At 71.3% G+C, this 19168-nt stretch carries 27 protein-coding genes; 14 read left to right on the forward strand and 13 right to left on the reverse strand.

Annotated features, from left to right (window positions below):
• The first annotated feature begins 47 nt into the window (after positions 1 to 47).
• A complete protein-coding gene (locus HQQ85_RS11940) occupies positions 48 to 710 on the forward strand; it encodes a hypothetical protein (RefSeq protein ID WP_254069314.1) in 663 nt (220 codons plus the stop codon).
• A gap of 21 nt (positions 711 to 731) precedes the next feature.
• Here HQQ85_RS11940 and HQQ85_RS11945 read toward each other — a convergent pair whose 3' ends face one another.
• The gene (locus tag HQQ85_RS11945) at positions 732 to 1901 is read right to left on the reverse strand and encodes a GGDEF domain-containing protein (RefSeq protein ID WP_173182677.1); all 1170 of its coding nucleotides are present in this window, start codon (positions 1899 to 1901) and stop codon (positions 732 to 734) included.
• 88 nt (positions 1902 to 1989) lie between these two features.
• Entirely contained in the window at positions 1990 to 3624 is a 1635-nt protein-coding gene (locus HQQ85_RS11950) for a cell wall metabolism sensor histidine kinase WalK (RefSeq protein WP_173182678.1), read from the reverse strand.
• Positions 3625 to 3716: 92 nt separating this feature from the next.
• Here HQQ85_RS11950 and HQQ85_RS11955 point away from each other — a divergent pair, with 92 nt between their 5' ends.
• From HQQ85_RS11955 to HQQ85_RS11965, 3 genes are read left to right on the forward strand one after another with little or no spacing between them, the layout of a single operon-like run.
• Entirely contained in the window at positions 3717 to 4364 is a 648-nt protein-coding gene (locus tag HQQ85_RS11955; protein WP_173182679.1) for a response regulator transcription factor, read from the forward strand.
• Between the two features lie 7 nt (positions 4365 to 4371).
• Positions 4372 to 5580: a sensor histidine kinase gene (locus HQQ85_RS11960; RefSeq protein WP_173182680.1), complete on the forward strand. Its 1209-nt coding sequence runs from the start codon at positions 4372 to 4374 to the stop codon at positions 5578 to 5580.
• The gene (locus HQQ85_RS11965; protein ID WP_173182681.1) at positions 5577 to 6746 is read left to right on the forward strand and encodes a hypothetical protein; all 1170 of its coding nucleotides are present in this window, start codon (positions 5577 to 5579) and stop codon (positions 6744 to 6746) included. The genes HQQ85_RS11960 and HQQ85_RS11965 overlap by 4 nt, the downstream gene beginning before the upstream one ends.
• Positions 6747 to 6764: 18 nt before the next feature.
• Here the strand turns inward: HQQ85_RS11965 and HQQ85_RS11970 are convergent, their stop codons facing one another.
• Genes HQQ85_RS11970 through HQQ85_RS11980 form a run of 3 tightly spaced genes read right to left on the reverse strand, consistent with a single transcriptional unit; the run spans position 6765 to position 8059 of the window.
• Positions 6765 to 7229 carry a MarR family winged helix-turn-helix transcriptional regulator gene (locus HQQ85_RS11970; RefSeq protein ID WP_173182682.1) on the reverse strand — a complete coding sequence of 155 codons (465 nt, stop codon included), beginning with the start codon at positions 7227 to 7229 and terminating at the stop codon, positions 6765 to 6767.
• Entirely contained in the window at positions 7216 to 7743 is a 528-nt protein-coding gene (locus HQQ85_RS11975) for a MarR family winged helix-turn-helix transcriptional regulator (protein ID WP_173182683.1), read from the reverse strand. The genes HQQ85_RS11970 and HQQ85_RS11975 overlap by 14 nt, the downstream gene beginning before the upstream one ends.
• A 58-nt stretch (positions 7744 to 7801) precedes the next feature.
• Entirely contained in the window at positions 7802 to 8059 is a 258-nt protein-coding gene (locus HQQ85_RS11980) for a hypothetical protein (RefSeq protein WP_173182684.1), read from the reverse strand.
• Between the two features lie 204 nt (positions 8060 to 8263).
• On the opposite strand from HQQ85_RS11980, the gene HQQ85_RS11985 reads away from it, so the two are divergent.
• Positions 8264 to 9127 carry a TetR/AcrR family transcriptional regulator gene (locus HQQ85_RS11985; protein ID WP_173182685.1) on the forward strand — a complete coding sequence of 288 codons (864 nt, stop codon included), beginning with the start codon at positions 8264 to 8266 and terminating at the stop codon, positions 9125 to 9127.
• On the opposite strand, the gene HQQ85_RS11990 is transcribed toward HQQ85_RS11985, so the two are convergent.
• The 4 genes from HQQ85_RS11990 to HQQ85_RS12000 all read right to left on the reverse strand — a co-directional run bounded on the left by HQQ85_RS11990 (position 9124) and on the right by HQQ85_RS12000 (position 10304).
• The gene (locus HQQ85_RS11990) at positions 9124 to 9393 is read right to left on the reverse strand and encodes a hypothetical protein (RefSeq protein ID WP_173182686.1); all 270 of its coding nucleotides are present in this window, start codon (positions 9391 to 9393) and stop codon (positions 9124 to 9126) included. The genes HQQ85_RS11985 and HQQ85_RS11990 overlap by 4 nt on opposite strands.
• Positions 9394 to 9498: 105 nt before the next feature.
• Positions 9499 to 9621, reverse strand: a complete 123-nt coding sequence (locus tag HQQ85_RS21365; protein ID WP_256430669.1) for a hypothetical protein — start codon at positions 9619 to 9621, stop codon at positions 9499 to 9501.
• Positions 9618 to 9785 carry a hypothetical protein gene (locus tag HQQ85_RS11995; protein WP_173182687.1) on the reverse strand — a complete coding sequence of 56 codons (168 nt, stop codon included), beginning with the start codon at positions 9783 to 9785 and terminating at the stop codon, positions 9618 to 9620. Before HQQ85_RS11995 ends, HQQ85_RS21365 begins: the two co-directional genes overlap by 4 nt.
• A gap of 36 nt (positions 9786 to 9821) precedes the next feature.
• Entirely contained in the window at positions 9822 to 10304 is a 483-nt protein-coding gene (locus HQQ85_RS12000; RefSeq protein WP_173182688.1) for a pyridoxamine 5'-phosphate oxidase family protein, read from the reverse strand.
• 99 nt (positions 10305 to 10403) lie between these two features.
• Between HQQ85_RS12000 and glgX the strand changes: the two genes are divergently transcribed.
• Complete coding sequence (glgX, locus tag HQQ85_RS12005; protein WP_173182689.1) at positions 10404 to 12482, forward strand: glycogen debranching protein GlgX; 2079 nt, start codon at positions 10404 to 10406, stop codon at positions 12480 to 12482.
• A 64-nt stretch (positions 12483 to 12546) separates the two neighbouring features.
• On the opposite strand, the gene HQQ85_RS12010 is transcribed toward glgX, so the two are convergent.
• Positions 12547 to 13602 (reverse strand): hypothetical protein, encoded by a 1056-nt coding sequence (locus HQQ85_RS12010; RefSeq protein WP_173182690.1) that lies wholly within the window; start codon positions 13600 to 13602, stop codon positions 12547 to 12549.
• A 137-nt stretch (positions 13603 to 13739) separates the two neighbouring features.
• Between HQQ85_RS12010 and HQQ85_RS12015 the strand changes: the two genes are divergently transcribed.
• Both HQQ85_RS12015 and HQQ85_RS12020 read left to right on the forward strand, forming a co-directional pair.
• Positions 13740 to 14009, forward strand: coding sequence for a DUF3072 domain-containing protein (locus tag HQQ85_RS12015; RefSeq protein WP_173182691.1), 270 nt, complete (start codon positions 13740 to 13742; stop codon positions 14007 to 14009).
• Positions 14010 to 14094: 85 nt separating this feature from the next.
• Positions 14095 to 14283, forward strand: coding sequence for a hypothetical protein (locus HQQ85_RS12020; RefSeq protein ID WP_173182692.1), 189 nt, complete (start codon positions 14095 to 14097; stop codon positions 14281 to 14283).
• Between the two features lie 16 nt (positions 14284 to 14299).
• Here HQQ85_RS12020 and HQQ85_RS12025 read toward each other — a convergent pair whose 3' ends face one another.
• Entirely contained in the window at positions 14300 to 15334 is a 1035-nt protein-coding gene (locus tag HQQ85_RS12025) for an NAD-dependent epimerase/dehydratase family protein (protein WP_173182693.1), read from the reverse strand.
• 210 nt (positions 15335 to 15544) lie between these two features.
• On the opposite strand from HQQ85_RS12025, the gene HQQ85_RS12030 reads away from it, so the two are divergent.
• Genes HQQ85_RS12030 through HQQ85_RS12040 form a run of 3 tightly spaced genes read left to right on the forward strand, consistent with a single transcriptional unit; the run spans position 15545 to position 16280 of the window.
• On the forward strand, positions 15545 to 15835 hold the full coding sequence (locus HQQ85_RS12030; protein WP_173182694.1) for a hypothetical protein: 291 nt from the start codon (positions 15545 to 15547) through the stop codon (positions 15833 to 15835).
• Positions 15835 to 16014 carry a hypothetical protein gene (locus tag HQQ85_RS12035; protein ID WP_173182695.1) on the forward strand — a complete coding sequence of 60 codons (180 nt, stop codon included), beginning with the start codon at positions 15835 to 15837 and terminating at the stop codon, positions 16012 to 16014. Before HQQ85_RS12030 ends, HQQ85_RS12035 begins: the two co-directional genes overlap by 1 nt.
• Complete coding sequence (locus HQQ85_RS12040; RefSeq protein ID WP_173182696.1) at positions 16011 to 16280, forward strand: GlsB/YeaQ/YmgE family stress response membrane protein; 270 nt, start codon at positions 16011 to 16013, stop codon at positions 16278 to 16280. The genes HQQ85_RS12035 and HQQ85_RS12040 overlap by 4 nt, the downstream gene beginning before the upstream one ends.
• 62 nt (positions 16281 to 16342) lie before the next feature.
• On the opposite strand, the gene HQQ85_RS12045 is transcribed toward HQQ85_RS12040, so the two are convergent.
• Positions 16343 to 16648, reverse strand: a complete 306-nt coding sequence (locus HQQ85_RS12045; protein ID WP_173182697.1) for a hypothetical protein — start codon at positions 16646 to 16648, stop codon at positions 16343 to 16345.
• 57 nt (positions 16649 to 16705) lie between these two features.
• Between HQQ85_RS12045 and HQQ85_RS12050 the strand changes: the two genes are divergently transcribed.
• Positions 16706 to 17083, forward strand: coding sequence for a hypothetical protein (locus tag HQQ85_RS12050; RefSeq protein WP_173182698.1), 378 nt, complete (start codon positions 16706 to 16708; stop codon positions 17081 to 17083).
• Between the two features lie 10 nt (positions 17084 to 17093).
• Here HQQ85_RS12050 and HQQ85_RS12055 read toward each other — a convergent pair whose 3' ends face one another.
• A complete protein-coding gene (locus HQQ85_RS12055; protein WP_173182699.1) occupies positions 17094 to 17279 on the reverse strand; it encodes a hypothetical protein in 186 nt (61 codons plus the stop codon).
• 189 nt (positions 17280 to 17468) lie between these two features.
• Between HQQ85_RS12055 and HQQ85_RS12060 the strand changes: the two genes are divergently transcribed.
• Both HQQ85_RS12060 and HQQ85_RS12065 read left to right on the forward strand, forming a co-directional pair.
• Entirely contained in the window at positions 17469 to 17984 is a 516-nt protein-coding gene (locus HQQ85_RS12060) for a hypothetical protein (RefSeq protein ID WP_173181769.1), read from the forward strand.
• 100 nt (positions 17985 to 18084) lie between these two features.
• Positions 18085 to 19077 carry a MauE/DoxX family redox-associated membrane protein gene (locus tag HQQ85_RS12065; protein ID WP_173182700.1) on the forward strand — a complete coding sequence of 331 codons (993 nt, stop codon included), beginning with the start codon at positions 18085 to 18087 and terminating at the stop codon, positions 19075 to 19077.
• The last annotated feature ends 91 nt before the right edge of the window (positions 19078 to 19168 follow it).

Raw genomic sequence — 19168 nt, forward strand, 5'->3', positions numbered from 1 at the left:
TCAAGATCGGCTTAAGATTGCCTCAAGCGAACCGAGAGGGTGTTCTGATGGCACGCATGCGGCGGACCACGCGGCAGACGGGCGCCCTGTCCCGGGGCCGACTGACGGGTTTCGCCGCGCTCGCCCTCACCGGTGTCGTGGCCCTCAGCGGCTGCGGCACGGCGCCGTGGGACCAGTCGCGGTTCAGCACCACCACGCCGACGTCCTCGCCCACGAAGACCCCGACGGCCGCGCCCACGATCACGCCCGTCGTCAACGAGCTGGCCACCGGATCGGCCCAGCACCAGCTGCAGGCCGGCGACATCGCGCTCACCATTGACTACTACTCCACGCTGAGCATGGACGAGTGGACGGCGGAGGCGAACAAGCCCATCACCTTCACGCTCGGCGGCAGGCTCGGCACCGACGACGGGCAGAGCTTCTACCTCTCCCGCGTCTCCGTCACGCCCGCGGTGAACGGCCCGGCGGGCAGCCTGCCGGCACCGGCGCCCATCACCGACCAGTCCTCGGTGAGCCCCGGCTACTACATCAAGGCGCCCTACAGCTACAGCCAGACCTTCATCCTGCCGGCGTTCGACCCGTCGGCCACCTCGGTCACCCTGTCGTTCACCTACGAGATCCTGCTGCAGACCGCACCGGGCTCGGGCGACTACGCGAAGCAGACGGCGAGCGACCAGCTCACGGTCGCGATCGCGCAGCCCGCCGAGTAGCGGCGCGGCCGGGCATCCGGCTCAGTTCACCGCGCTGCGGCGCCCCAGGACGATCCGGTTGCCGCCCTCGTCCCGGGCCTCCGACGCGGCCGCGTCGAGCGCCGAGCGCAGCACCGGCAGGCCGTAGCCGAACGTCTCGGTGTCGACGACGCCGAAGCTCGCCGTGGCCCGCAGCGACTGCTCGGTGTCGATCGGCTCGTCGACGAGCGCGGTCTGCAGCCGGATGGCGAGTTCCTCCGCGTCGTTCGCCGTGGCCACGACGGCCACGATGACGAAGCGTCCGGCACCGGTGTGGCCGAGGAGCGAACAGGTCGGGGCGTGGTGCCGGATGATCTGCGCGACCGAGCGGATGGCGCGGTCGCCGAAGTCGCGGCCGAAGGCCATGTTCATCTGCGGCAGGTTGTCGACGTCCATCGCCACCATCGCGAGGCGCTCGCCGTGGAACGAGCTGCGCTCGATCCAGTCGGCCCACTGCTGCATGAACGGGGCGGCCGAGAGCACGCCGACCACGGAGTGCACGCCCACCGTCACGTCTCCGAGGGCCCGGGCGCCCGAGCGCTCGGCCTGCAGGATCGACAGCGAGATGGTGCTGAGCAGCACCAGGAGGATGGTGATGATCGTCGTGGTCTGGCTGCCGAAGTAGGTCTGGAAGACGTCGCTCGACGGGCCGAGGGTGACGAAGATCGAGGTGCGCAGCACATAGTAGGCGCAGACGATCCAGAGGCAGAAGCTCAGGATGCGCGCGTTGAGGTTGCGCCGCATGCGCGAGCGCATGGTCTCGGCGCCGCCGAGCCCGGCGAACACCGCGATTCCGGCGAACAGCCCGGAGGAACCGGTCCACGCCCCGCCGGCGGGGCCCTCGATCGCGGTGAGCAGGGCGATGACGCCGCCGCCCGCCAGCGCGATCCAGACCAGGCTGCTGCGGCCGTTGAACACGCGGGCCCCCGACCAGAGCGCCCCGATCGAGACGACGTAGGCGGAGTTGCCGATGACGAGCACCCACCAGAGCTCGGGGGCGACGTTCCAGGCCGAGAACGACAGGGCGGTGAGCATGCCGCCGAGGAAGGACAGGCTCCACAGCCGGCCGGAGGCGTCGTTCCGCCGCATGGCGGTGTTGACGATGAAGGACACCCCGCAGAGCAGGATCACGAACGTCGCCGTGAGAAGGAGCGTGCTGCCGTCGAGCTGCATGCCACCCCTCCCGTGATCGCCGTCGAATCTCAGCCTGTCGAGGCGGAGCCCCGCTGCCGAGACATCGCCCCGCCTGTCGAGTCGAAGTCTAACGCGCGCGCGGGATGGTAGCGGTGAAGGTCGTGCCGACCCCGCTGGTCGAGGAGACCGACAGCTCCCCGCCGTGCCGCCGCACGATGTCACGGCTGATCGTGAGCCCGAGGCCTGAGCCGTGGATGGTCGACTGCCGCACGCCCTCCGCCCGGAAGTAGCGGTCGAACAGCTTCTGCTGCTCGAGCTCGCTCAGCCCGATCCCGGTGTCGCTGACCGAGAGGTCGACGGTGCTCTCGCCCGGAGCCACCGACACGGTCACCCGGCCGTTCTCGACGTTGTACTTGATGGCGTTGGTCAGCAGGTTGTCGACGACCTGACGCAGGCGGAACCCGTCGGCCTCGAGCAACACCGGGCCCTCGACCGCGTTCTCGATCGCGATGCCCCGCTCGCCGGCGGTCAGCACATGGGCGTCGATCGCCTGCGCCACGATCTCCGAGAGGTCGCACTGGCTGAACGACATGACGATCTGCTGCTCCTTCTCGCTCGCCGCGGTGAGCAGGTCGGCCACCAGGGCGAGCAGCCGGTCGGAGTTGGCCGAGGCCACCTCGAGCATCGAGCGCGTGCTCGGGTCGAGCCGCTCGTCGTCGAGCGCCAGCTCGAGGTAGCCGAGGATCGAGGTCAGCGGCGTGCGCAGCTCGTGCGACACCGAGGCCACCAGGTCGTCGCGCGCCTGGATGGCGTTGATCTCGCTGGTCACGTCGCGCGACACCATCACACCGCCGTCCAGCCGGCCGTCGGGCGAGGTCAGGGGCCGCGAGCTGATCGACAGCGCGACACGGTGCTCGCCCGGTTCCCCGAGCCAGACCACGAGGTCGTCGTAGCGCTCACCGGCGGTCGCGCGCCGGAACGGCTTCTCCTCCTCGGCGTAGGGGGTGACCCGGTCGGGCTGGTAGAGCACCGGATGCTCGACCGTCGTCTCGGGCAGCCCGAACTCCGTCTGCACCGAGCGGTGGGCGCGGTTCAGCAGGGTCTCCCGACCCGCGCGGTCGAACGCGATCACGCCGAACGTCACGGCGTTCAGCACCTCGTCGAGGGTCTGCTGCTGCCGGCGGGCCCGGCCGAGCGCCACCTCGAGGAGCCCGGCCTGCTGACGCAGCAGTCCCCGCTGCGCCGCCGTGCGGGCCGAGGTCGCGAGAGTGGTCGTCGCGATGAACACGAGGGTGGTGGGCAGCAGCAGCACCGTGGGGATGGAGGCGACTCCGAGCGCCTCGCCGCGGAGCGCGGCCGAGGCCCAGAGCAGGGCGGTCGAGAGCCCCACGCTCACGACGGCGCCCGTGAAGCCGTAGTGGCTCGCCAGCCAGATGACGGGGAACACCAGCAGCAGCCCGGCTCCGAGCATCGTGTTGCCCTCGCGCACCGCGATGATCGCGACGATGTCGACGAGCGGCACCAGCGCGGCCCAGTTGCGGTGGAGACGAGACCACGGGATGAGCGCGGCCGCCCCCGTCAGCGCGAAGACCACCGCGACGCCGCCGAAGAAGCGGACGTCGAGCACCGAGGTCGGCTGGAAGACGTAGCTCGCGCAGACGAGCAGCAGCAGGGCGGCCGACAGCAGCAGTTGCGACTGGAAGACGCCGCGGTCCAGCCGCGAGCGCCGCTCCGCCTCGGTGCTCTCCGCTGCCCTGGCCATGTGTTGAGGCTACAGGCAAGTCCCCGCGCCGGATTGGACTGCCCGAAGGTGTGCCCGGTACCATCCATGAAGGGGTCAGGGGTGATGGCGGCATGAGCGACAGGGTGCACACGGTCGGCATCGTCGACGACCATGAGCTGATCCTCGACAGCCTCACGGGCTGGCTCGGCGCGCACGCCCCCGAGCTCGACGTCGTGGCCCACACCACCTCCTGGGTCGACATGGCGCGGCACCCTGCCTTCCCGCCCGACATCGTGCTGATGGACCTGCAGCTGAAGGAGCCCGTCTCGGTCGAGGCGCGCATCCGCATCTGCCGCTCGGTCGGATCGACGGTGGTCGTGCTCAGCGCCCTCGACAACCCCGAGAACGTGCGGCGCGTGCTCGCCGCCGGCGCCGCGGCGTTCGTGTCCAAGTCCCAGTCGGCCGACGAGCTGCTCACGGCGGTGCGCCGCGTGCTCGGCGTGCGCCCCGACCCCGGGGCGGTGGCCTGGGACGAGGTGGGGCGGTCGGCGCGCAGCCCGGCCTCGAGCATCCGCTTCAGTGAGCACGAGGAGGAGACGCTGCGCCTGTACGCCTCGGGCCACAGCCCGGTGGAGGTCGCGATGATCCTCGGCACGAACATCCAGATCGTGAAGACCGCCCTCGAGCGGGTGCGCGAGCAGTACGCCTCGGAGGGGCGGCAGGCCGAGCGCAAGCAGGACCTGATGCTGCGCGCGGCCGAAGACGGCTACCTCGCGTGAGCGCGCGATGACGCTGCAGATCGCGGCCGACGTCGACGGCCGGAGCGCCAGTCGCGCGCTCGCCACCGCCGGCACCTGGCTGGCCGGGGTGTTCCTCGCGGCCACCGCTCTCATCGCGGCCCTGTTCATCCCGGTCACCGGGCGCGCCGACATCGTGCTCGGCATCGCGGGGCTCGCGGTCACCGGCGTCGGCGTCGTGGGGGCGCTCCGCACGGTGTCGCACGTCCGGGCCGTGCTGTACACGATCGTGGCGGGCCTCGCGCTCGGCCTCTACGCCTTCGTGGTGACCGGGGTGAGCATGGCGGGCGCCACCGCCGCGACGGCCCCCTCGAGCGACTACGTGCTGCTGTCGATGCCCGAGTTCGCCATCCTCGTGGCGGGCATCTCGGCCCGGTCGCTCGGCCGCTCGCTGGTGCTCGGCACCCTCGCCCTCCTGGTCGGCCCTGGCCTCGTGCAGCTCGCGGCCTGGCAGCAGGGCATGCGGCTCGCCGTCGACGTGCCCGTGGTCGCCTCGTACCTCGCCCTGTCGCTGTTCACGATCGCGCTCTGGGTCGGCCGTCGCGAGGCGGCCCGCGGCACGGCGCAGATGCTCGACTCGGCGCTCGCCGAGGAGCGCGACCTCGCGAACGCGCGCTTCACGGCGCGCACGGTGGAGTGGGTGGGAGACACCGTGCTGGCCGACCTGCGTGCGCTCGCCACCGCGGCGCCCGGCCGGCTCGAGCACCGCACCCTCCAGTCGCTCGACCGCGACCTGGCGAACCTCGCCGACACGAGCCTCGTGCTCTCCGGCCCCGAGATCGGGGCGTCGGCCTCGCGCTCGCTCGCCTCCGTGCCGCTCCTGGTGGCGGTGGTGCGGGCGGCCGAGCAGCAGGGGCTGCGCATCCGCGTCACCGGCGACACCGAGGTGATCAACGGCGTGCGGCCCTCCGACGCCCGCAACCTCGAGCGCGCCATCACCGAGTGCCTCGACAACGTGCGCCGGCACTCCGGCCGGAACGACGCCGAGATCGCCGTCTACTCCAGCCCGCCCGAGGTCAGCGTCATGGTGTCGGATGCGGGGGTCGGCTTCGACGTCGACGCCGCGGGCGACGAGACGGTCGGCCTCCGTGTGACCGTGATCGACAGCATCGTCGAGACCGGCGGCTCGGTTCAGATCTGGTCACGGCCCGGCACGGGCACCGCCGTGTTCATGACGGTGCCGGGAGCGCGCGCGTGAGCGCCGGGACGCCGAGCCGCTCGGTGCCGCTCGGCTCGGTGCGGGCACCGCGCGGCTCGACCGCCCTCGACTTCGACCCGCTGGCCGCGATCAGCGCTCGCGGCTTCCTGATCGTGGTCGCGGCCGTCTGCGTCGCGGCCGCCGTGGGGCTGACCGTCACGACCGCCTCCCAGGTGTCGTCCTGGCCGCTGGCGATCGGGTCGCTGGTGGCGCTCGCCGCGGGCTTCGGCTGGTTCATCCGCTCGGCCTTCGACTTCACGGTGGGCGTCTCGAGCGACCGCTACGCCACCGCCTTCGCCCTGCTGGCGGTCGCCACGGTGCTCAACTCGCTCAGCTCGCTCGGCAGCAACCTGCTGGTGCGCGACGACTGGGGCCTCTTGACGCTCGCGTTCGCGCTGATGGCGGCGGGGCCCTTCCGCACCTCGGCCGAGCTCGGGCTCTACACCGGCATCTCGACCGCGCTGGTCACCGTGCTGTCGCTGCTGCACGTGTTCTTCAGCCCGCTCACCGCGGTGCCCATCGTCGTCATCGTGCTGGTGGCCTGCGCCCCGGTGCTCGCCCTCGGCCTCGGGGCGATGGGCTACGCGCGGGTGCTGCTCGGCGGCATCTACGCCGAACGGCTCGCCCAGGCCGAGGCCCGTGACCGGCAGTTCGACGCGCTCCGGCAGCAGTTCATCGACGATGACGGGGTGGGCGCGATCGGGCCCCTCCGCACCGAAGTGGTGCCGTTCCTGGCTCGGCTGCGGATGACCGGCGAGCTCTCCGCCGACGACCGCGCCCGAGCGGCCGAGCTCACCGCGCTGCTCCAGGCGGCGGTCGACGACGCGCGGCCGATCGACTCCCTGGGCGACCAGGTCGACGTGTTCATCGACGAGGCGGGGCTGTCGCTTCGGATGCACGAGGACGACCGGGCGACCATCCGCGCCGTGCTGCGGGAGCTGCAGCAGTCGCCGCGGCGCACGCCCGGCACGCTCGTGCTCGAGCTCCTGGAGGGCGAGGAGGACCGCTTCGGCATCATCCGCTGCTCCAGCACCGACGTGCGGAGCCTGCGGGCCGAGGTGCTGCCGTTCATCCGGATGATGCGGCTGATGATGGGCACCGCCTCCGACGAGGTGGCGGGTGACGAGCTGCTGCTGCACTTCGACCTGCAACGGCTTGCGAACTAGCGGGGCCGGACTGACGGGCTAGGACGCGTCGTCGAGCGCGTCGCTCATGCTGAGCAGGAAGCGGTGCAGCACCTCGGCCTGGGTGCCGTCGAGCCGACGCGCGACCGTCATCATGCGGGTGTGCATCGCGCCGAGGGTCTGTCGCACCTCGTCGTCGGAGCCCGGCGTCGCGATGACGGCGAGGCTGCGGCGGTCGTTCGGGTGGGGCATGCGGGAGAGATGACCCGATTTGGTGAGGCGATCGAGCATGACCGTCACCGAGGCCGACTTCATGGCGAGGTGCTCGGCCAGCATGCCGGGCGTCACCAGGCGGCCCTCGCCCTGCGCCTTCAGGAGGAAGCGGAGGGCGGCCAGGTCGTTCTCGCCCATGTTCATCGACTCGCGCGTGCGTCGGCGCATGGCCTCCTCGGCCAGCCGGTATGCGCGCAGCTCGGCGAGGACCTCGTAGTTCTTCGGTGCCGTGGTGGCGTCAGCCGCGGTCATCGCGCTCGGGCTGGTGGTTGTCGACCTGGTCGACCGCCTCGCGCATCTCGGTGAGGAAGTCGACGATGATGCGCACCTCCTCGGCACTCAGCCGCTCGACCACGTCGATCAGCTCGGGGCGCACGTCACCGAGCGTCGCCGCCTCGATCGCGTCTTTCGGAACCGTCGGCACGATGATGAGCGCGCGGCGGTCGAAGGGACTGGGCTCGCGGTGGATGTGCCCGTTCTTCTCGAGACGGTCGAGCAGGACGGTGATCGAGGCGCTGGTGATGCCGAGGTACTGCGCCAGCTCCTTCGGGCCCACCGTCTTGCCCTGTTCGGTCGCTCGGAGCAGGTAGCGCATGGCGATCAGGTCGTTCTCGCCCATGTTCATGGACTCCTGCGATCGCCTCCGCATGGCGGATTCGGCCGCGCGGAACGTGCGCATCGCCTCAAGCACGGCGATGCTCCTGTCGCGTTCGGCGTCGTCTCCGTACCAGTAGTGTGGCGCCGAATCGGGTCGATTCGTGGTCATCCCATAATCGTAGTCCAACTCTTTACTAGACGGGCTAATGATCCTGGGATATCACCCGTCAGGCGGCGGCGAGCAGCTCCTCGGTCACCCGCACGGCGGGGACGGCCTCGAGCATCGCGGCGGCGGCGGAGAGCGACAGCGCCTGGCCCGTCTCGACGGCCCGGTCGTAGCGGCTGCCCGAGAGGGCGACGTACACCTGGCCGGCGCGCTCGACGAAGCCGAGGAACACCTCGCCCGAGACGACCTCGTACAGGCCCTCGTCGCGGCGGCTGACCTCGTAGCTGATCCCCTGTGAGATGAGTTTCATGCTGGTCATGAGCGCCGCCCTCCGTGTTCCCTCGTGTCGAATTACTACTAGACAGACTAATTAGTAGTTGCCCGACGGCAACGGGGTTGACGCGGGGCGCCTGGATTGATACACAAAGAGAGCCGCCTTCCGCAGTACCGACGGATTGTCACTACTCTGGAGGCACACCGCGGTTCGAAGCCTGAGCCGACAACCTGACCCGGGGGTTTCAGCGTGACGGAAGCAGTCGACGGCGCGCCGAGAGCGGCGGAGCCCGACTCGCAGCGGCCGCGGTCCCGCATCCCGGCCGCCGAGGTACGGCGCCGGGTGCTCGACGTGGCCATGGAGCGGGTCGAGGGCATCGGGCTCACGATCGGCTTCGAGCACATCGTGATGGACGACCTCATCCGCGAGGCCGGAGTGCCGCGCAGCTCGACCTACCGGCTGTGGGACTCCAAGGACGCCTTCGTCACCGAGCTCCTGATCGAGATCGCCCGCGAGACCTCGAACAAGCTCACCGACGACGAGACCCTCGAGCTCAGCGAGCGCATCCTGCTGGCCCATGTCGACGAGCTGGCGGATGCGCGGCAGCGCCAGCAGGTGCTGTACGAGGTCATCCGGGTGGCCCTGGAGCACAACTACCGCGCCGTCATCGACTCGGTGGCCTGGCAGTCCTACGTCGGACTCTCCGCGACGCTGCTCAGCCACCTCGACTGGCCCGCCCGGGTCGAGATCGAACGTGCGCTGCTCTCGGGCAGCGCCGAGTTCGTGGAGCGCATGGCGGAGTTCCACCGGCAGTTCTCGGCCGTGCTCGGCTATCGCCTCAAGCCGGAGTGGGACGGTGACTACCGGCCGTACGCCACCGTCATCTCCGCCGTCGTCGAGGGCCTCGGACTCCGCCACCTGGGCAACCCGGCCATCGTCGACGCCCGCTACCGGGGGCCGGCGACGATCACCTCCGACGACGCCGAGTGGGCGCTGCCGGCCATCGCGCTGCTCGCCGTCTTCGAGCGCTTCCTCGAACCCGACCCCGACTACGACGCCGCCGCGGTGATCGCGTCGCTGAAGCAGCGGGCAGGCCAGGAACCCGAGGCCTAGCGGCGCTGCTCGTTGAGGGCGCTGGGCACGGCGCTCGCGAGCGCCAGGCGGTGGCACTCGCGGGCGGCCTCCTCGAGCGTGCCGAAGTAGCCGGCGCCGATGAGCTCCCGCGGCTGGGCCCAGGTCACGGCACGGAAGGCCCAGACCGTGCGGTCACCCACCTTGACGGGCAGGTGCCGGATCTCGGCGTAGGGCTGGGTGGTGCCGGGTCGTGGGAAGACCCACGAGTTCGCGTGCAGGGTCTGAACGGGATGCCAGTCGGCCAACGATGCTCCTCTCGAGAAGCACGCCGGCCCGCGCACCACCGATGGTAGTGCGCGGGCCTGACATCCGTGGCCGAGAGGCCGCCGGCCTGCGCCGGAGGCTGCGGATCAGCCGGAGGGGTTCTCCACCGGGCTGCCGCCGGGCTCGGTGCCCGTGTCGGGGTCGACCGTCGAGGGGTCGGGGACGTCGGTGTCGATCTCGGGCTCGGAGCCGGGCTTCTGGTCGCTCATTCCGTGTCTCCGTCCTGGTTCCCGCTGTCCTGGGCGCCGCCGCCCGAGACCGTGTCCTCGCCGGGCTCGGAGGTGCTGCCGTCGGAGCTCGAGCCGTCGGGCAGGTCTTCTGCGCGGTTCTTCTCGGACTCGCTCACGTCGGTGGATCCGTCTTTCGCGGTCATCGTCGTCTCCTTACTGTTCGGTGGTGGGGTTTCGGGTCAGAGGTCGAGCTTGGCGTTGTCGCCGCCCTCGTAGGGCTCGCCGGTCACCTTCGACTTGACGAAGCTGAACAGCGTGGCGACCCGGCCGCCCGGGCTGTCCCAGTACTCGGCGCCGTCGGCCGTGAACTTGAGCAGGCGCACCTCGGGGTCGTCGGGGCCGTCGGGGAACCAGGCCTCGAGCGTGGAGCTCCACAGCTCCTTCACCTTGGCCTGGTCGGCGACCTCGGCGGCGGTGCCGGTGAGCGACACCCAGCTGTCGTTCGAGCTCAGCGTCACACCGGCCGTCGGGTTCACCTGGAGGTTCTGCAGTGCCGAGGCGTGGGCGCCCACGATGAACCAGAGGTCGCCGTCGAACTCGGCCTCCTGCACGGTGAGCGGATGCGCGACCAGGCGACCCTGGTCGTCGACCGTGGTCAGCATCGCGAACCGGAAATCCTTCACGAGGCCCGCGAGGGTCTCGGTGTCGCTTTTCTCTGTCATGTTCGCGACCGTACTGCTGTTGGCGGTTTTCGGCTCGCGTGTCTCACTGGGAGAGCGCCTCGCATCGCGAGCCCGCCCTCCGAAGAGAACAAGGAACTCATGCCCGACTCCCGCTCCCTGCCCTATCCCCTCGGCATCAGCTTCGTCGACGGCCAGGCGAACGCCGCCGTCTACAGCGAGACCGCCGACGCGGTCTACGTCTGCACCTTCGACGAAGACGGCACCGAGACCCGCACGATGCTCGAGCAGCGCACGGGCCACGTCTTCCACGGCCTCGTCGCCGGCATGGGTGTCGGCACCCGCTACGGCCTGCGCGTCGACGGCCCGTGGAACCCCGAGGCCGGCCTGCGTCACAACGTGCACAAGCTGCTGCTCGACCCGCACGCCACCGCGATCGAGGGCGGCTACGACTACTCGAAGAACGAGACGCTGTTCGGCCACAAGCTCGACGACCCCGAGACGCTGAACGAGCTGGACTCGGCTCCGGCGAGCCCGCGCTGCGTGGTCACCACCGGTCCCGACGGGCCCGACTTCGACTGGGGCGGCGATCGTGCGCCGCGCATCCCGCTGAGTGAGACGGTCGTGTACGAGACCCACGTCAAGGGGTTCACGATGCTGCACCCCGAGATCCCCGAGGACGTGCGCGGCACCTACGCCGGCCTCGCGCATCCGGCCGCCCTGAAGCACTTCACCGACCTCGGCGTCACCTCGGTCGAGCTGCTGCCCGTGCACCAGTTCGTGCAGGACAGCCACCTCGAGGAGAAGGGCCTGCGCAACTACTGGGGCTACAACTCGATCGGCTTCTTCGCGCCGCACAACGAGTACGCCACGGGCGGGGCCGACGCCGCCGGCGGTCACCAGGTCGACGAGTTCAAGGCGATGGTGAAGGCGTTCCACGCCGCCGGCCTCGAGGTCATCCTCGACGTGGTCTACAACCACACCGCCGAGGGCAACGACCTCGGCCCGACGCTCAGCTTCAAGGGCATCGACAACGCCGCCTACTACCGCCTGGTCGAGGGCGACGAGCAGCACTACTTCGACACCACGGGCACCGGCAACAGCCTCAACGTCAGCCACCCGGCGGCCCTGCAGCTGATCATGGACTCGCTGCGCTACTGGGTGACCGAGATGCACATCGACGGCTTCCGCTTCGACCTCGCCACCACCCTCACCCGGCAGGGCGGCGACGCCGAGCTGCACAGCGCGTTCCTCACGCTGATCCAGCAGGATCCGGTGCTCGCCCCCGTGAAGATGATCGCCGAGCCCTGGGACACCGCCGGCTACCAGGTCGGCGGCTTCCCGGCCGGCTGGTCGGAGTGGAACGGCAAGTTCCGCGACGACGTGCGCGACTTCTGGAACGGCACCGACACCGTGCTCGGCACCGTCTCGCAGCGCATCCTGGGCTCACCCGACGTCTACGAGGCCTCGCGCCGCTCGCCGTTGTCGAGCGTCAACTTCGTCACCGCGCACGACGGCTTCACGCTGCACGACCTCACCTCGTACGCCTCGAAGCACAACGCGGCGAACGGCGAGGACAACAACGACGGCGAGAGCGACAACCGCTCGTCCAACGGCGGCGCCGAGGGCCCCACCGACGACGAGGCCGTGAACGCGCGCCGCGACCGCAAGCGGCGGAACCTCATGGCCACGCTGCTGCTCTCGGCCGGCGTGCCGATGATCCTCGGCGGCGACGAGCTCGGGCGCACCCAGGGCGGCAACAACAACGCCTACTGCCAGGACAACGAGGTGTCCTGGTACGACTGGGCCGCCGTCGACCTCGAGCTGTTCGAGTTCACGCGGGCGCTGCTCCAGCTGCGGCGCGAGAGTCCGGCGCTCCGCCCGGAGTGGTTCCGGCACGCGCCCGACGCCGACGTGCCCGAGGAGATCGCGGGCGACACCGTCGTGCTCGAGCGCAGCGACGGCAAGGAGTTCGCCGACCACGACTGGGACAACCCGAACGCCCGCACGATCACCCTGGTCTTCGAGCACGAGGGCGACGACTCGTTCGCGCTGCTCCTGAACGCGGCCGAGAACGGTGTCGAGTTCCAGGTTCCGGATGCGCCGGGCGCCGAGTGGGAGCTCGCCCTCTCGAGCGACCCCGAGCAGCAGGTGGTCGCCCCGGTCACCACCCTCATCGCCTCGGGCGGCTCCTTCACCCTCCTCCGCTCCCGCGCCTGACCGCCACCGCGTGACCCCTGAGCGGGCCCGGCATCGCGCCCGGGCCCGCTCAGCGCCTGGTTCGTCACTGCACGCAGGGGCTCTCCGCGGTGACACGGATGCCATCCGGCAGCCCGCGGATCGTGGCCCGCTCGAGGCCCGGCCCGCCGGTCGCCGGCGCCCAGATGTCGAGCCCCGACGCCCGTTCGACCCGCTGCAGGCCGGCCGTCAGCCAGGCGCCCGTCACGGCGTCGAACGCCACGGTGTCGGCGTCGTCGGCCGCCTCGCCCTCCCAGACGGGCAGCAGCACCGTGCCCGAGGCGCGCTGCCCGGCGCCGTCGGAGCACTCCGCGACCGTGACCGCGGGCGCTGCGTCGGCGTGACCACCGTCGACCCCGGCCTGCGCGAGGAACGCCGTCACGGCCGCCGACGCCGCGGCGAGCGCGGCATCCCGGTCGGCGGGAGCTGCCGTGGGCGCGGGCGACGCGCTCGCCGGGGGCGCGCTCAGCTGCACCGACCGGCCGTCGTCACCGGGCCAGAGCAGGGTGACGGCGGCCAGGGCCCCGATGCCGAACCCCGGCAGGGCCCGCACCGCGGCTTCGACGTCGGCCGGCACCGCCGCCGCGGCGGGCTCGGTGAGGGTGACCGTGGGACCGAAGGAGTCGGTCGAGACCGCCGCCGCCAGAGGGAGCCGACGGAGCAGCTCGGTGGCGGCGAGCTCGTCGGGCGGCGAGCCGTCGGCGGGCAGCGGATCCCCGAGCGTCGTCACGGTCACCGGGGCGATGCCCGGACCACCCGGCACCGTCAGCGTGATGTCGACGCGGTACGCGCCGCTGAACGTGGCCGGCCCCGCGGTCGCACGCACGGCCGCGGGCAACCGCGTGAGGCCGTCCGAGTCGGCGGCGTCGACGACGATCGACACGATCCAGTCGCCGTGGTGGTCCATCAGGTCACGATCCTGCACCTCGCCGCGGGCGGCGGCGACGCCATCCAGGGAGCCGAGTGCGAGGGCAGCCGCCTCCGCTTGCTTCTGCAAGGCCTCGGGAGGATCGGACCGGAGCCAGGAGCAACCGGTGACCCCGAGGGCGATCGACGACAGCACGAGGAGGATCGCGGTGAGTCTCGTGGTCGGTCTGCGCATCCGTGCCCCCCGGCTGGTCGAGGTTCGACACTAGCGGGGGAGGCTGAACGGCGCGGTGGCCGCCGCGGGTGGCCGGAGAGTGAGGGGGCGCCGGGAATGGGGTGCCGGGTGGGCGGGGCAGGCGTACGGTGACGGCCATGAGCGACCAGAGCGACATCGACGAATCCGTGGCAGGGGCGGCGCCCGAGGGCGAGACCCTGGGCGGCACCCACCCCGACCCCGACAACAGCGCGAGCAAGGACCCGAGCGACTGGGTCACCGGCGACGAGCCGATGACCGGCCCGCAGAAGAGCTACCTCGACACCCTCGCCCGCGAGGCGGGGGAGGAGCTGCCCGCCGACCTCACCAAGGCGCAGGCCTCCGAGCAGATCGACCGGCTGCAGCAGAGCACCGGCCGCGGTCAGTGACCTCGCCGCGCATCCGCACCGCTGGCACGAGAACCGCCGAGCACGAGAACCGCCGAGCACGAGAGCACGAGAGAAGGAACCGAGAATGAAGAGAGTCCTGGTCTGGGCCGCCGTCGGCGGAACCGCCGTCTGGCTGCTGACCCGCAAGTCGAGCCTCGACAAGGGCCGCCTCGCCAAGGAGGCCGCCCTCGCCGTGTGGAACGACCCGGCGGTGAAGAAGACGCGCAAGCGCACCGCCAAGAAGATCAAGAAGGCCGCGAAGAAGCTCGACTAGAGCCCTCCGCCTCCCGCTAGAACGCGCGCCGGGCGCCGCCCTCTCCGAGTGGCGGCGACCCGGCGTTGCCGCGTGCACCGGCCAGCCCGCCGAGGAGCTCCCGCAGCGCCTCCGGAGCCGACACCGCCGGGGCCCAGCCGAGCACGGCGCGGGCCCGCTCGGTCGACATCAGAGGCACCGAGGTGGCGATGTCGAGCCAGCCCGGGTCCGACGGCTGCACCCGGGCCTTCCACGTCACCCACATCAGCGCCCGCACGACCGCCGCGCGGATGGGCACCGCCCGCCCGCCGAGCGCCGCCGCCAGCACGTCGGGCGACACCACGGGCTCGGTGGCGATGTTGAACGCCCCGCCCGCCTGCCGCTCGATCGCCCGCCAGAATGCGTCGGCCACGTCGTCGGCGTGCACGACCTGCGAGATCAGCTGCGAGGGCAGCGTCACCACCGGCAGCCGCAGCCGCCCGAGCAGCCGCCGCGGCACGAACGGGCCGGCGAACAGCCGCGCGATCTCCGACGACGCGTCGGCCTGGAAGACGAGGCCGGGCCGCAGTCGGGTGACGACCGTCGACGGGTTCGCCCGCTCGAACGCGTCCAGGGCCCGCTCGTTGATCGCCTTGTGCCGTGAGTAGTGCGAGCTCGGCAGACCGCCCGTCGGCCACTCCTCGTCGACCCGGCGGTACTTCGGCCCCGGGCTGTAGGCCCCGACCGACGACGCCACGAGCACGTGCGGCACGCCCGCGTCGGCAGCGGCACCGAGCACGGCCGCGGTGCCGCGCACGTTGGTGCGCCAGAGCAGGTGCTCGACGTGGTTGGGCTGCAGGGCCCAGGCCAGGTGCACGACGGCGTCGGCTCCGTTCAGGATGCTCGCCAGCCGCCGCCGAGCGGTGTCCTCACCGACGTCGACCGCGTGCCAGCGCAGCCCGGCGTAGGGCTCCGCCTCCTCGGGGATGCGGCGGGCGACGCCCACGACCTCGGTGGCGGCGGGAGCGTCGGCGAGACGGCGGAGCAGGGCGGTGCCGAGATTGCCGGTCGCGCCGATGACGACGATCTTCACGAGTGGTCCTTCCGGAGCGGATTCGGGGCTGTGCGAACCAGCATCGTCCGGTTGCCCGATTATGGGAGTACGAGTCTCAACGGATTCTCGCTAACCTCGACGCAGGTCGGGCGGCGGCGCCGACCGTTTCGGGTACTGTCGGCGCCGCGCCCCACCGTTCCTCCCTACCTGCCCCTTTGCTGGGAGTGCTCACAGGAGTAGGCAGGAGGCATGAGCGACAACGATTCCGACGCGCTCGGAGCAGACACACTGCCCGATGTGGATGTTCAGAAGGGCGACCTCGGCGACGAGGACCTGACCCGCAAGGACATGACCTACAGCCCCTCCAGCGGTCGCGAGACCGAGGAGCTGCAGCACGAGGCCGGCGAGTCCGCCGCCCTGGACGACCCCGACATCGACGCCTCCCGCGTGACGTCGCTGCCCGGCACGGGCGGCCCCGACGACGTCGGCGAGATCGACATCGAGGGTGCGGAGATCAACATCCCGCACCGCACGAACTGATGTCCCCTCGCGACGAGGACAAGTCCTCGATCGGCGAGCGCATCACCGGTGAACGTGATCCGAAGGATCCCGACGGTCTGCTGACCGTCGACGACGTCACCCCTCAGACGGAACCGGCAGACAGCATTGCCGGGGACGAGTACCCGACCATCCCCGAACACAAAGGAATCACATCATGAGCTTCATCGCCTTCCTCATCCTCGGCCTCATCGCCGGCGCCATCGCCAAGCTGATCCTCCCGGGTCGCCAGGGCGGCGGCTGGTTCGTCACCCTGCTGCTCGGCGTCGTCGGCGCCCTGCTCGGCGGCTGGCTCGGTGGCCTGCTGTTCGGTGCGGACCTGCAGGAGTTCTGGTCGATCCAGACCTGGGTCGTCGCGATCGTCGGCTCGATCATCGTGCTGCTGATCTACGGCCTCATCTTCGGCCGCAAGGGCCGCCGCGCCTGATCATCCCCTGAGGTCGCACCCGCGACCCGCTGAACGACCGCGAAGGCGGCCGGCTGACTGGTTCAGCCGGCCGCCTTCGCCGGTTCCGTCACCAGCTGGATGTCGCCGCGGTTCGCCGTCTCGGCGATCGCTGCGACCCACTCCGGGTTGATCGGATGCCGGTCGGCGGTGTCGAAGCGGAAGCGCAGGGCCGTGCCCGGGTTCAGCCAGATCGTCTCGCGGCCGCTGCCCTGCGTCTTGGCGACCGTCCAGCTCAGCGCGCAGGACTCGGCTCGCCGCAGTTTGCCGATGATGACGATCTTGAGATGCGCGAGCATCCGGTCGTCGATCTCGATCTCGAAGTCGCCGCCGTAGATGAGTGAGCCCACGGCCCCATTATGCGCGCTCGGCGAGCGGGCACCGTACAATCGGGGCAGGCTTGGGCCATGAAGCGAATCACGTATGCCGGAGAGACGGTCCTGACCTCGGATGAGGTGGCCACCGCACTCGTGGAGCTGACCGCGGCGCTCGCCAAGCGAGGGCTCGCGGAAGCGGTCGTGATCCCCATCGTCACGGCGTCCGGCCGTCTCGACCGCTCGGCCGAACTCGTCGTCGGCATGGGCAACGACGTGCTCGCCGTGCCGGATGACCAGGAGGGCGAGGAGCCCGACTTCTCGGCCGAGGCGAAGACGCTGCGCGACCACATCGGATCGGTCACGCCGAACCGCTCGAAGGCCGTGCCGGTCGAGCGTGCCGAGCCCGGGTCGTCGTTCAACGACTTCGACCTCGAGCTGGGCGACGTGGGCGGGCTGAAGCCGCTCTGAGAGCGACGCCCTACGCGATCTCGCTCAGCGCGTCCTCGGGCGACTCGTACGGCCCGAACCAGGCCTTCCCGGTGTGCAGGTGCGCCAGTTTGGCGTGCCAGCCGTCGTTCATGCGGTAGAGCCGCGCGATCGGCTGCGTGACGTCACCCGTGTGCACGAGTGCGCTCTTCTCGTTCTCGAATTCGATGGTCCCCATGAAGCAACGATAGACAGCCCCCGGTTTCCGGCGGGTAAACACTTCGCTAAGTGACCTGCGCGACAAAGGAGGTCACCAGGACGACAGAACGACCCCTCCCGCTTCACCCCGTTCCACCCCCTCGAAATGCTGATCCAGCGGTCGCCGATGAGCGTCGCCGCGATCCGGAGAACGTCTCGAGGGGGACCCATGCTGCAGAACAAGAACACGTCGATCGACGCCGAGAAGGGCCTCGACCGCCGCACCGTCATGAAGGGCGCCGCCTGGTCGGTTCCCGTCATCGCCCTGGCCGTCGCCACCCCGGCGCACGCCGCCTCCATCGTCGACGTCGGCGCCTTCGCGCTCCGCGGCTCCTGCGGCACGCTGGGCCTCCTCGGCCCCGGCTTCACCCTGCAGGCCGGCCCCACCACCCCGCTGCCCGTCGGCACCACCGTCACCATCACCGGCTCGGGCATCGCCAACATCGGCGTGTTCTCGGTCTCGGGCGGCACCGCCACGGTGAACGTGCTCTCGAACACCAGCCGTCAGATCACGCTGACCGCCGCCCTTCCGGCCGGCGCCACCATCGCGTTCCGCACCACGCTGTCGATCAGCGTCGCGTTCCAGCTGAACGCCGTCGCGACGCTCCCCACCGGCTACTCCGGCTCGGGCGCGAAGACCGCCGGCAACGTCAGCAGCACGCTGATCCTCTGCTCGGCCAACTGACCCACCCCGCCCGGCGCTCGGCGGCGGCCCTCCGGGGTCGCCGCCGGGCGCTCCGCCGTCTCTGCGGGTGCCGTCGCCCGCTCCGGAGGAAGTCCCGCCGATGACCGCTGCCGCCGCCGCCCTCGCCCTGACCCTCGCCGCCGTGCTGCTCGTGAGCGGCACCCTCAAGCTCCTGCCCGCGGGTCGGCTCAGCCTCGACGACCTGGCCGCGCTCGGCGTTCCCCGGGTGCTCCGGCGCCCCTGGTTCGCCGCGGCCCTCCCCGCCGCCGAGCTCCTGCTCGGGCTGGCCCTGCTCCTCGCCCCCGCGCCGCTGTTCACCGCCGCCGCCGCCGCCACCGTGCTGCTGACCCTCGCCTTCACGATCGTGGTGGCCGGCGTGCTCCGCCGCGGCGACCGGGTCGACTGCTCCTGCTTCGGGATGCTCCGCTCACCCGTCACGCCCGCCACCGCCGCCCGCAACGTCGCCCTGCTGCTCGCGGCCGCCGTGACCGCGGTCACCACCCGCCAGGGGGCGGTGCTCACCCTGCCCGCCCTGGCCCCGGACGGCTGGACCGCCTTCTTCGCCACCACCACGGCGGTCCTGGCCGTTGCGGCGCTGCTGCTCAGGGCCGCCCGACGGGCTCCGTCCGCCGTCCACCCGGCCGCCGCGCCGGCCGTGCGCGACGGCTCCGCGTGGCCCGTCCCCGACGTCGAGGTGCTGGCCGGCGGCGAGCTCGTCCTCCTCGCCGACCTCGCTCGCGCCAAGCCGCTGCTGATCGTCCTGCTCTCGGCCGAGTGCCACGCCTGCGAGCGGGTCGCGCCCCAGCTCGGCGGCTGGCGGGAGACGTTCGGCGGGGCGGTCGAGGTGGCCGCGCTCAGCTCGGACGACGCCTCGGCGCTGGCGGCCGCGCATCCGCTTCTCGACGTGCCTGTGCACCGGGGAGCCCGCGCGCTCATGACCGTGGCCGGCATCCCGGGCTACCCGTCGGCGCTGCTCGTCGGCACCGACGGCCTGGTGGCCGGCGGGCCCGCGGTCGGTTCGGCGGAGGTCGAGGCGCTGGCCGCGACCATCGCCGAGGTCCTGACCGCCGCCCCACCCGTGACATCTCGGTAGTGATTGCTGATGTGCCGATGGCGTGAGGTCGATTGGATGATTGAGCGGCTTAGCGATCAACGGGTGTCGATGCACCCTGAAGCGCGAGAAG

This window comes from Herbiconiux sp. VKM Ac-2851 (genome assembly GCF_013205105.1).
GTDB classification, from domain to species: domain Bacteria; phylum Actinomycetota; class Actinomycetes; order Actinomycetales; family Microbacteriaceae; genus Herbiconiux; species Herbiconiux flava.

Bases quoted from the DNA above. Each gene is read 5' to 3' on its own strand.
- HQQ85_RS11940 (WP_254069314.1), top strand. From the start codon at position 48: ATGGCACGCATGCGGCGGACCACGCGGCAGACGGGCGCCCTGTCCCGG.
- HQQ85_RS11945 (WP_173182677.1), bottom strand. From the start codon at position 1,901: ATGCAGCTCGACGGCAGCACGCTCCTTCTCACGGCGACGTTCGTGATC.
- HQQ85_RS11950 (WP_173182678.1), bottom strand. From the start codon at position 3,624: ATGGCCAGGGCAGCGGAGAGCACCGAGGCGGAGCGGCGCTCGCGGCTG.
- HQQ85_RS11955 (WP_173182679.1), top strand. From the start codon at position 3,717: ATGAGCGACAGGGTGCACACGGTCGGCATCGTCGACGACCATGAGCTG.
- HQQ85_RS11960 (WP_173182680.1), top strand. From the start codon at position 4,372: ATGACGCTGCAGATCGCGGCCGACGTCGACGGCCGGAGCGCCAGTCGC.
- HQQ85_RS11970 (WP_173182682.1), bottom strand. From the start codon at position 7,229: ATGACCGCGGCTGACGCCACCACGGCACCGAAGAACTACGAGGTCCTC.
- HQQ85_RS11975 (WP_173182683.1), bottom strand. From the start codon at position 7,743: ATGACCACGAATCGACCCGATTCGGCGCCACACTACTGGTACGGAGAC.
- HQQ85_RS11980 (WP_173182684.1), bottom strand. From the start codon at position 8,059: ATGACCAGCATGAAACTCATCTCACAGGGGATCAGCTACGAGGTCAGC.
- HQQ85_RS21365 (WP_256430669.1), bottom strand. From the start codon at position 9,621: ATGAGCGACCAGAAGCCCGGCTCCGAGCCCGAGATCGACACCGACGTC.
- HQQ85_RS11995 (WP_173182687.1), bottom strand. From the start codon at position 9,785: ATGACCGCGAAAGACGGATCCACCGACGTGAGCGAGTCCGAGAAGAAC.
- HQQ85_RS12000 (WP_173182688.1), bottom strand. From the start codon at position 10,304: ATGACAGAGAAAAGCGACACCGAGACCCTCGCGGGCCTCGTGAAGGAT.
- glgX (WP_173182689.1), top strand. From the start codon at position 10,404: ATGCCCGACTCCCGCTCCCTGCCCTATCCCCTCGGCATCAGCTTCGTC.
- HQQ85_RS12010 (WP_173182690.1), bottom strand. From the start codon at position 13,602: ATGCGCAGACCGACCACGAGACTCACCGCGATCCTCCTCGTGCTGTCG.
- HQQ85_RS12015 (WP_173182691.1), top strand. From the start codon at position 13,740: ATGAGCGACCAGAGCGACATCGACGAATCCGTGGCAGGGGCGGCGCCC.
- HQQ85_RS12020 (WP_173182692.1), top strand. From the start codon at position 14,095: ATGAAGAGAGTCCTGGTCTGGGCCGCCGTCGGCGGAACCGCCGTCTGG.
- HQQ85_RS12030 (WP_173182694.1), top strand. From the start codon at position 15,545: ATGAGCGACAACGATTCCGACGCGCTCGGAGCAGACACACTGCCCGAT.
- HQQ85_RS12035 (WP_173182695.1), top strand. From the start codon at position 15,835: ATGTCCCCTCGCGACGAGGACAAGTCCTCGATCGGCGAGCGCATCACC.
- HQQ85_RS12040 (WP_173182696.1), top strand. From the start codon at position 16,011: ATGAGCTTCATCGCCTTCCTCATCCTCGGCCTCATCGCCGGCGCCATC.
- HQQ85_RS12050 (WP_173182698.1), top strand. From the start codon at position 16,706: ATGAAGCGAATCACGTATGCCGGAGAGACGGTCCTGACCTCGGATGAG.
- HQQ85_RS12055 (WP_173182699.1), bottom strand. From the start codon at position 17,279: ATGGGGACCATCGAATTCGAGAACGAGAAGAGCGCACTCGTGCACACG.
- HQQ85_RS12060 (WP_173181769.1), top strand. From the start codon at position 17,469: ATGCTGCAGAACAAGAACACGTCGATCGACGCCGAGAAGGGCCTCGAC.
- HQQ85_RS12065 (WP_173182700.1), top strand. From the start codon at position 18,085: ATGACCGCTGCCGCCGCCGCCCTCGCCCTGACCCTCGCCGCCGTGCTG.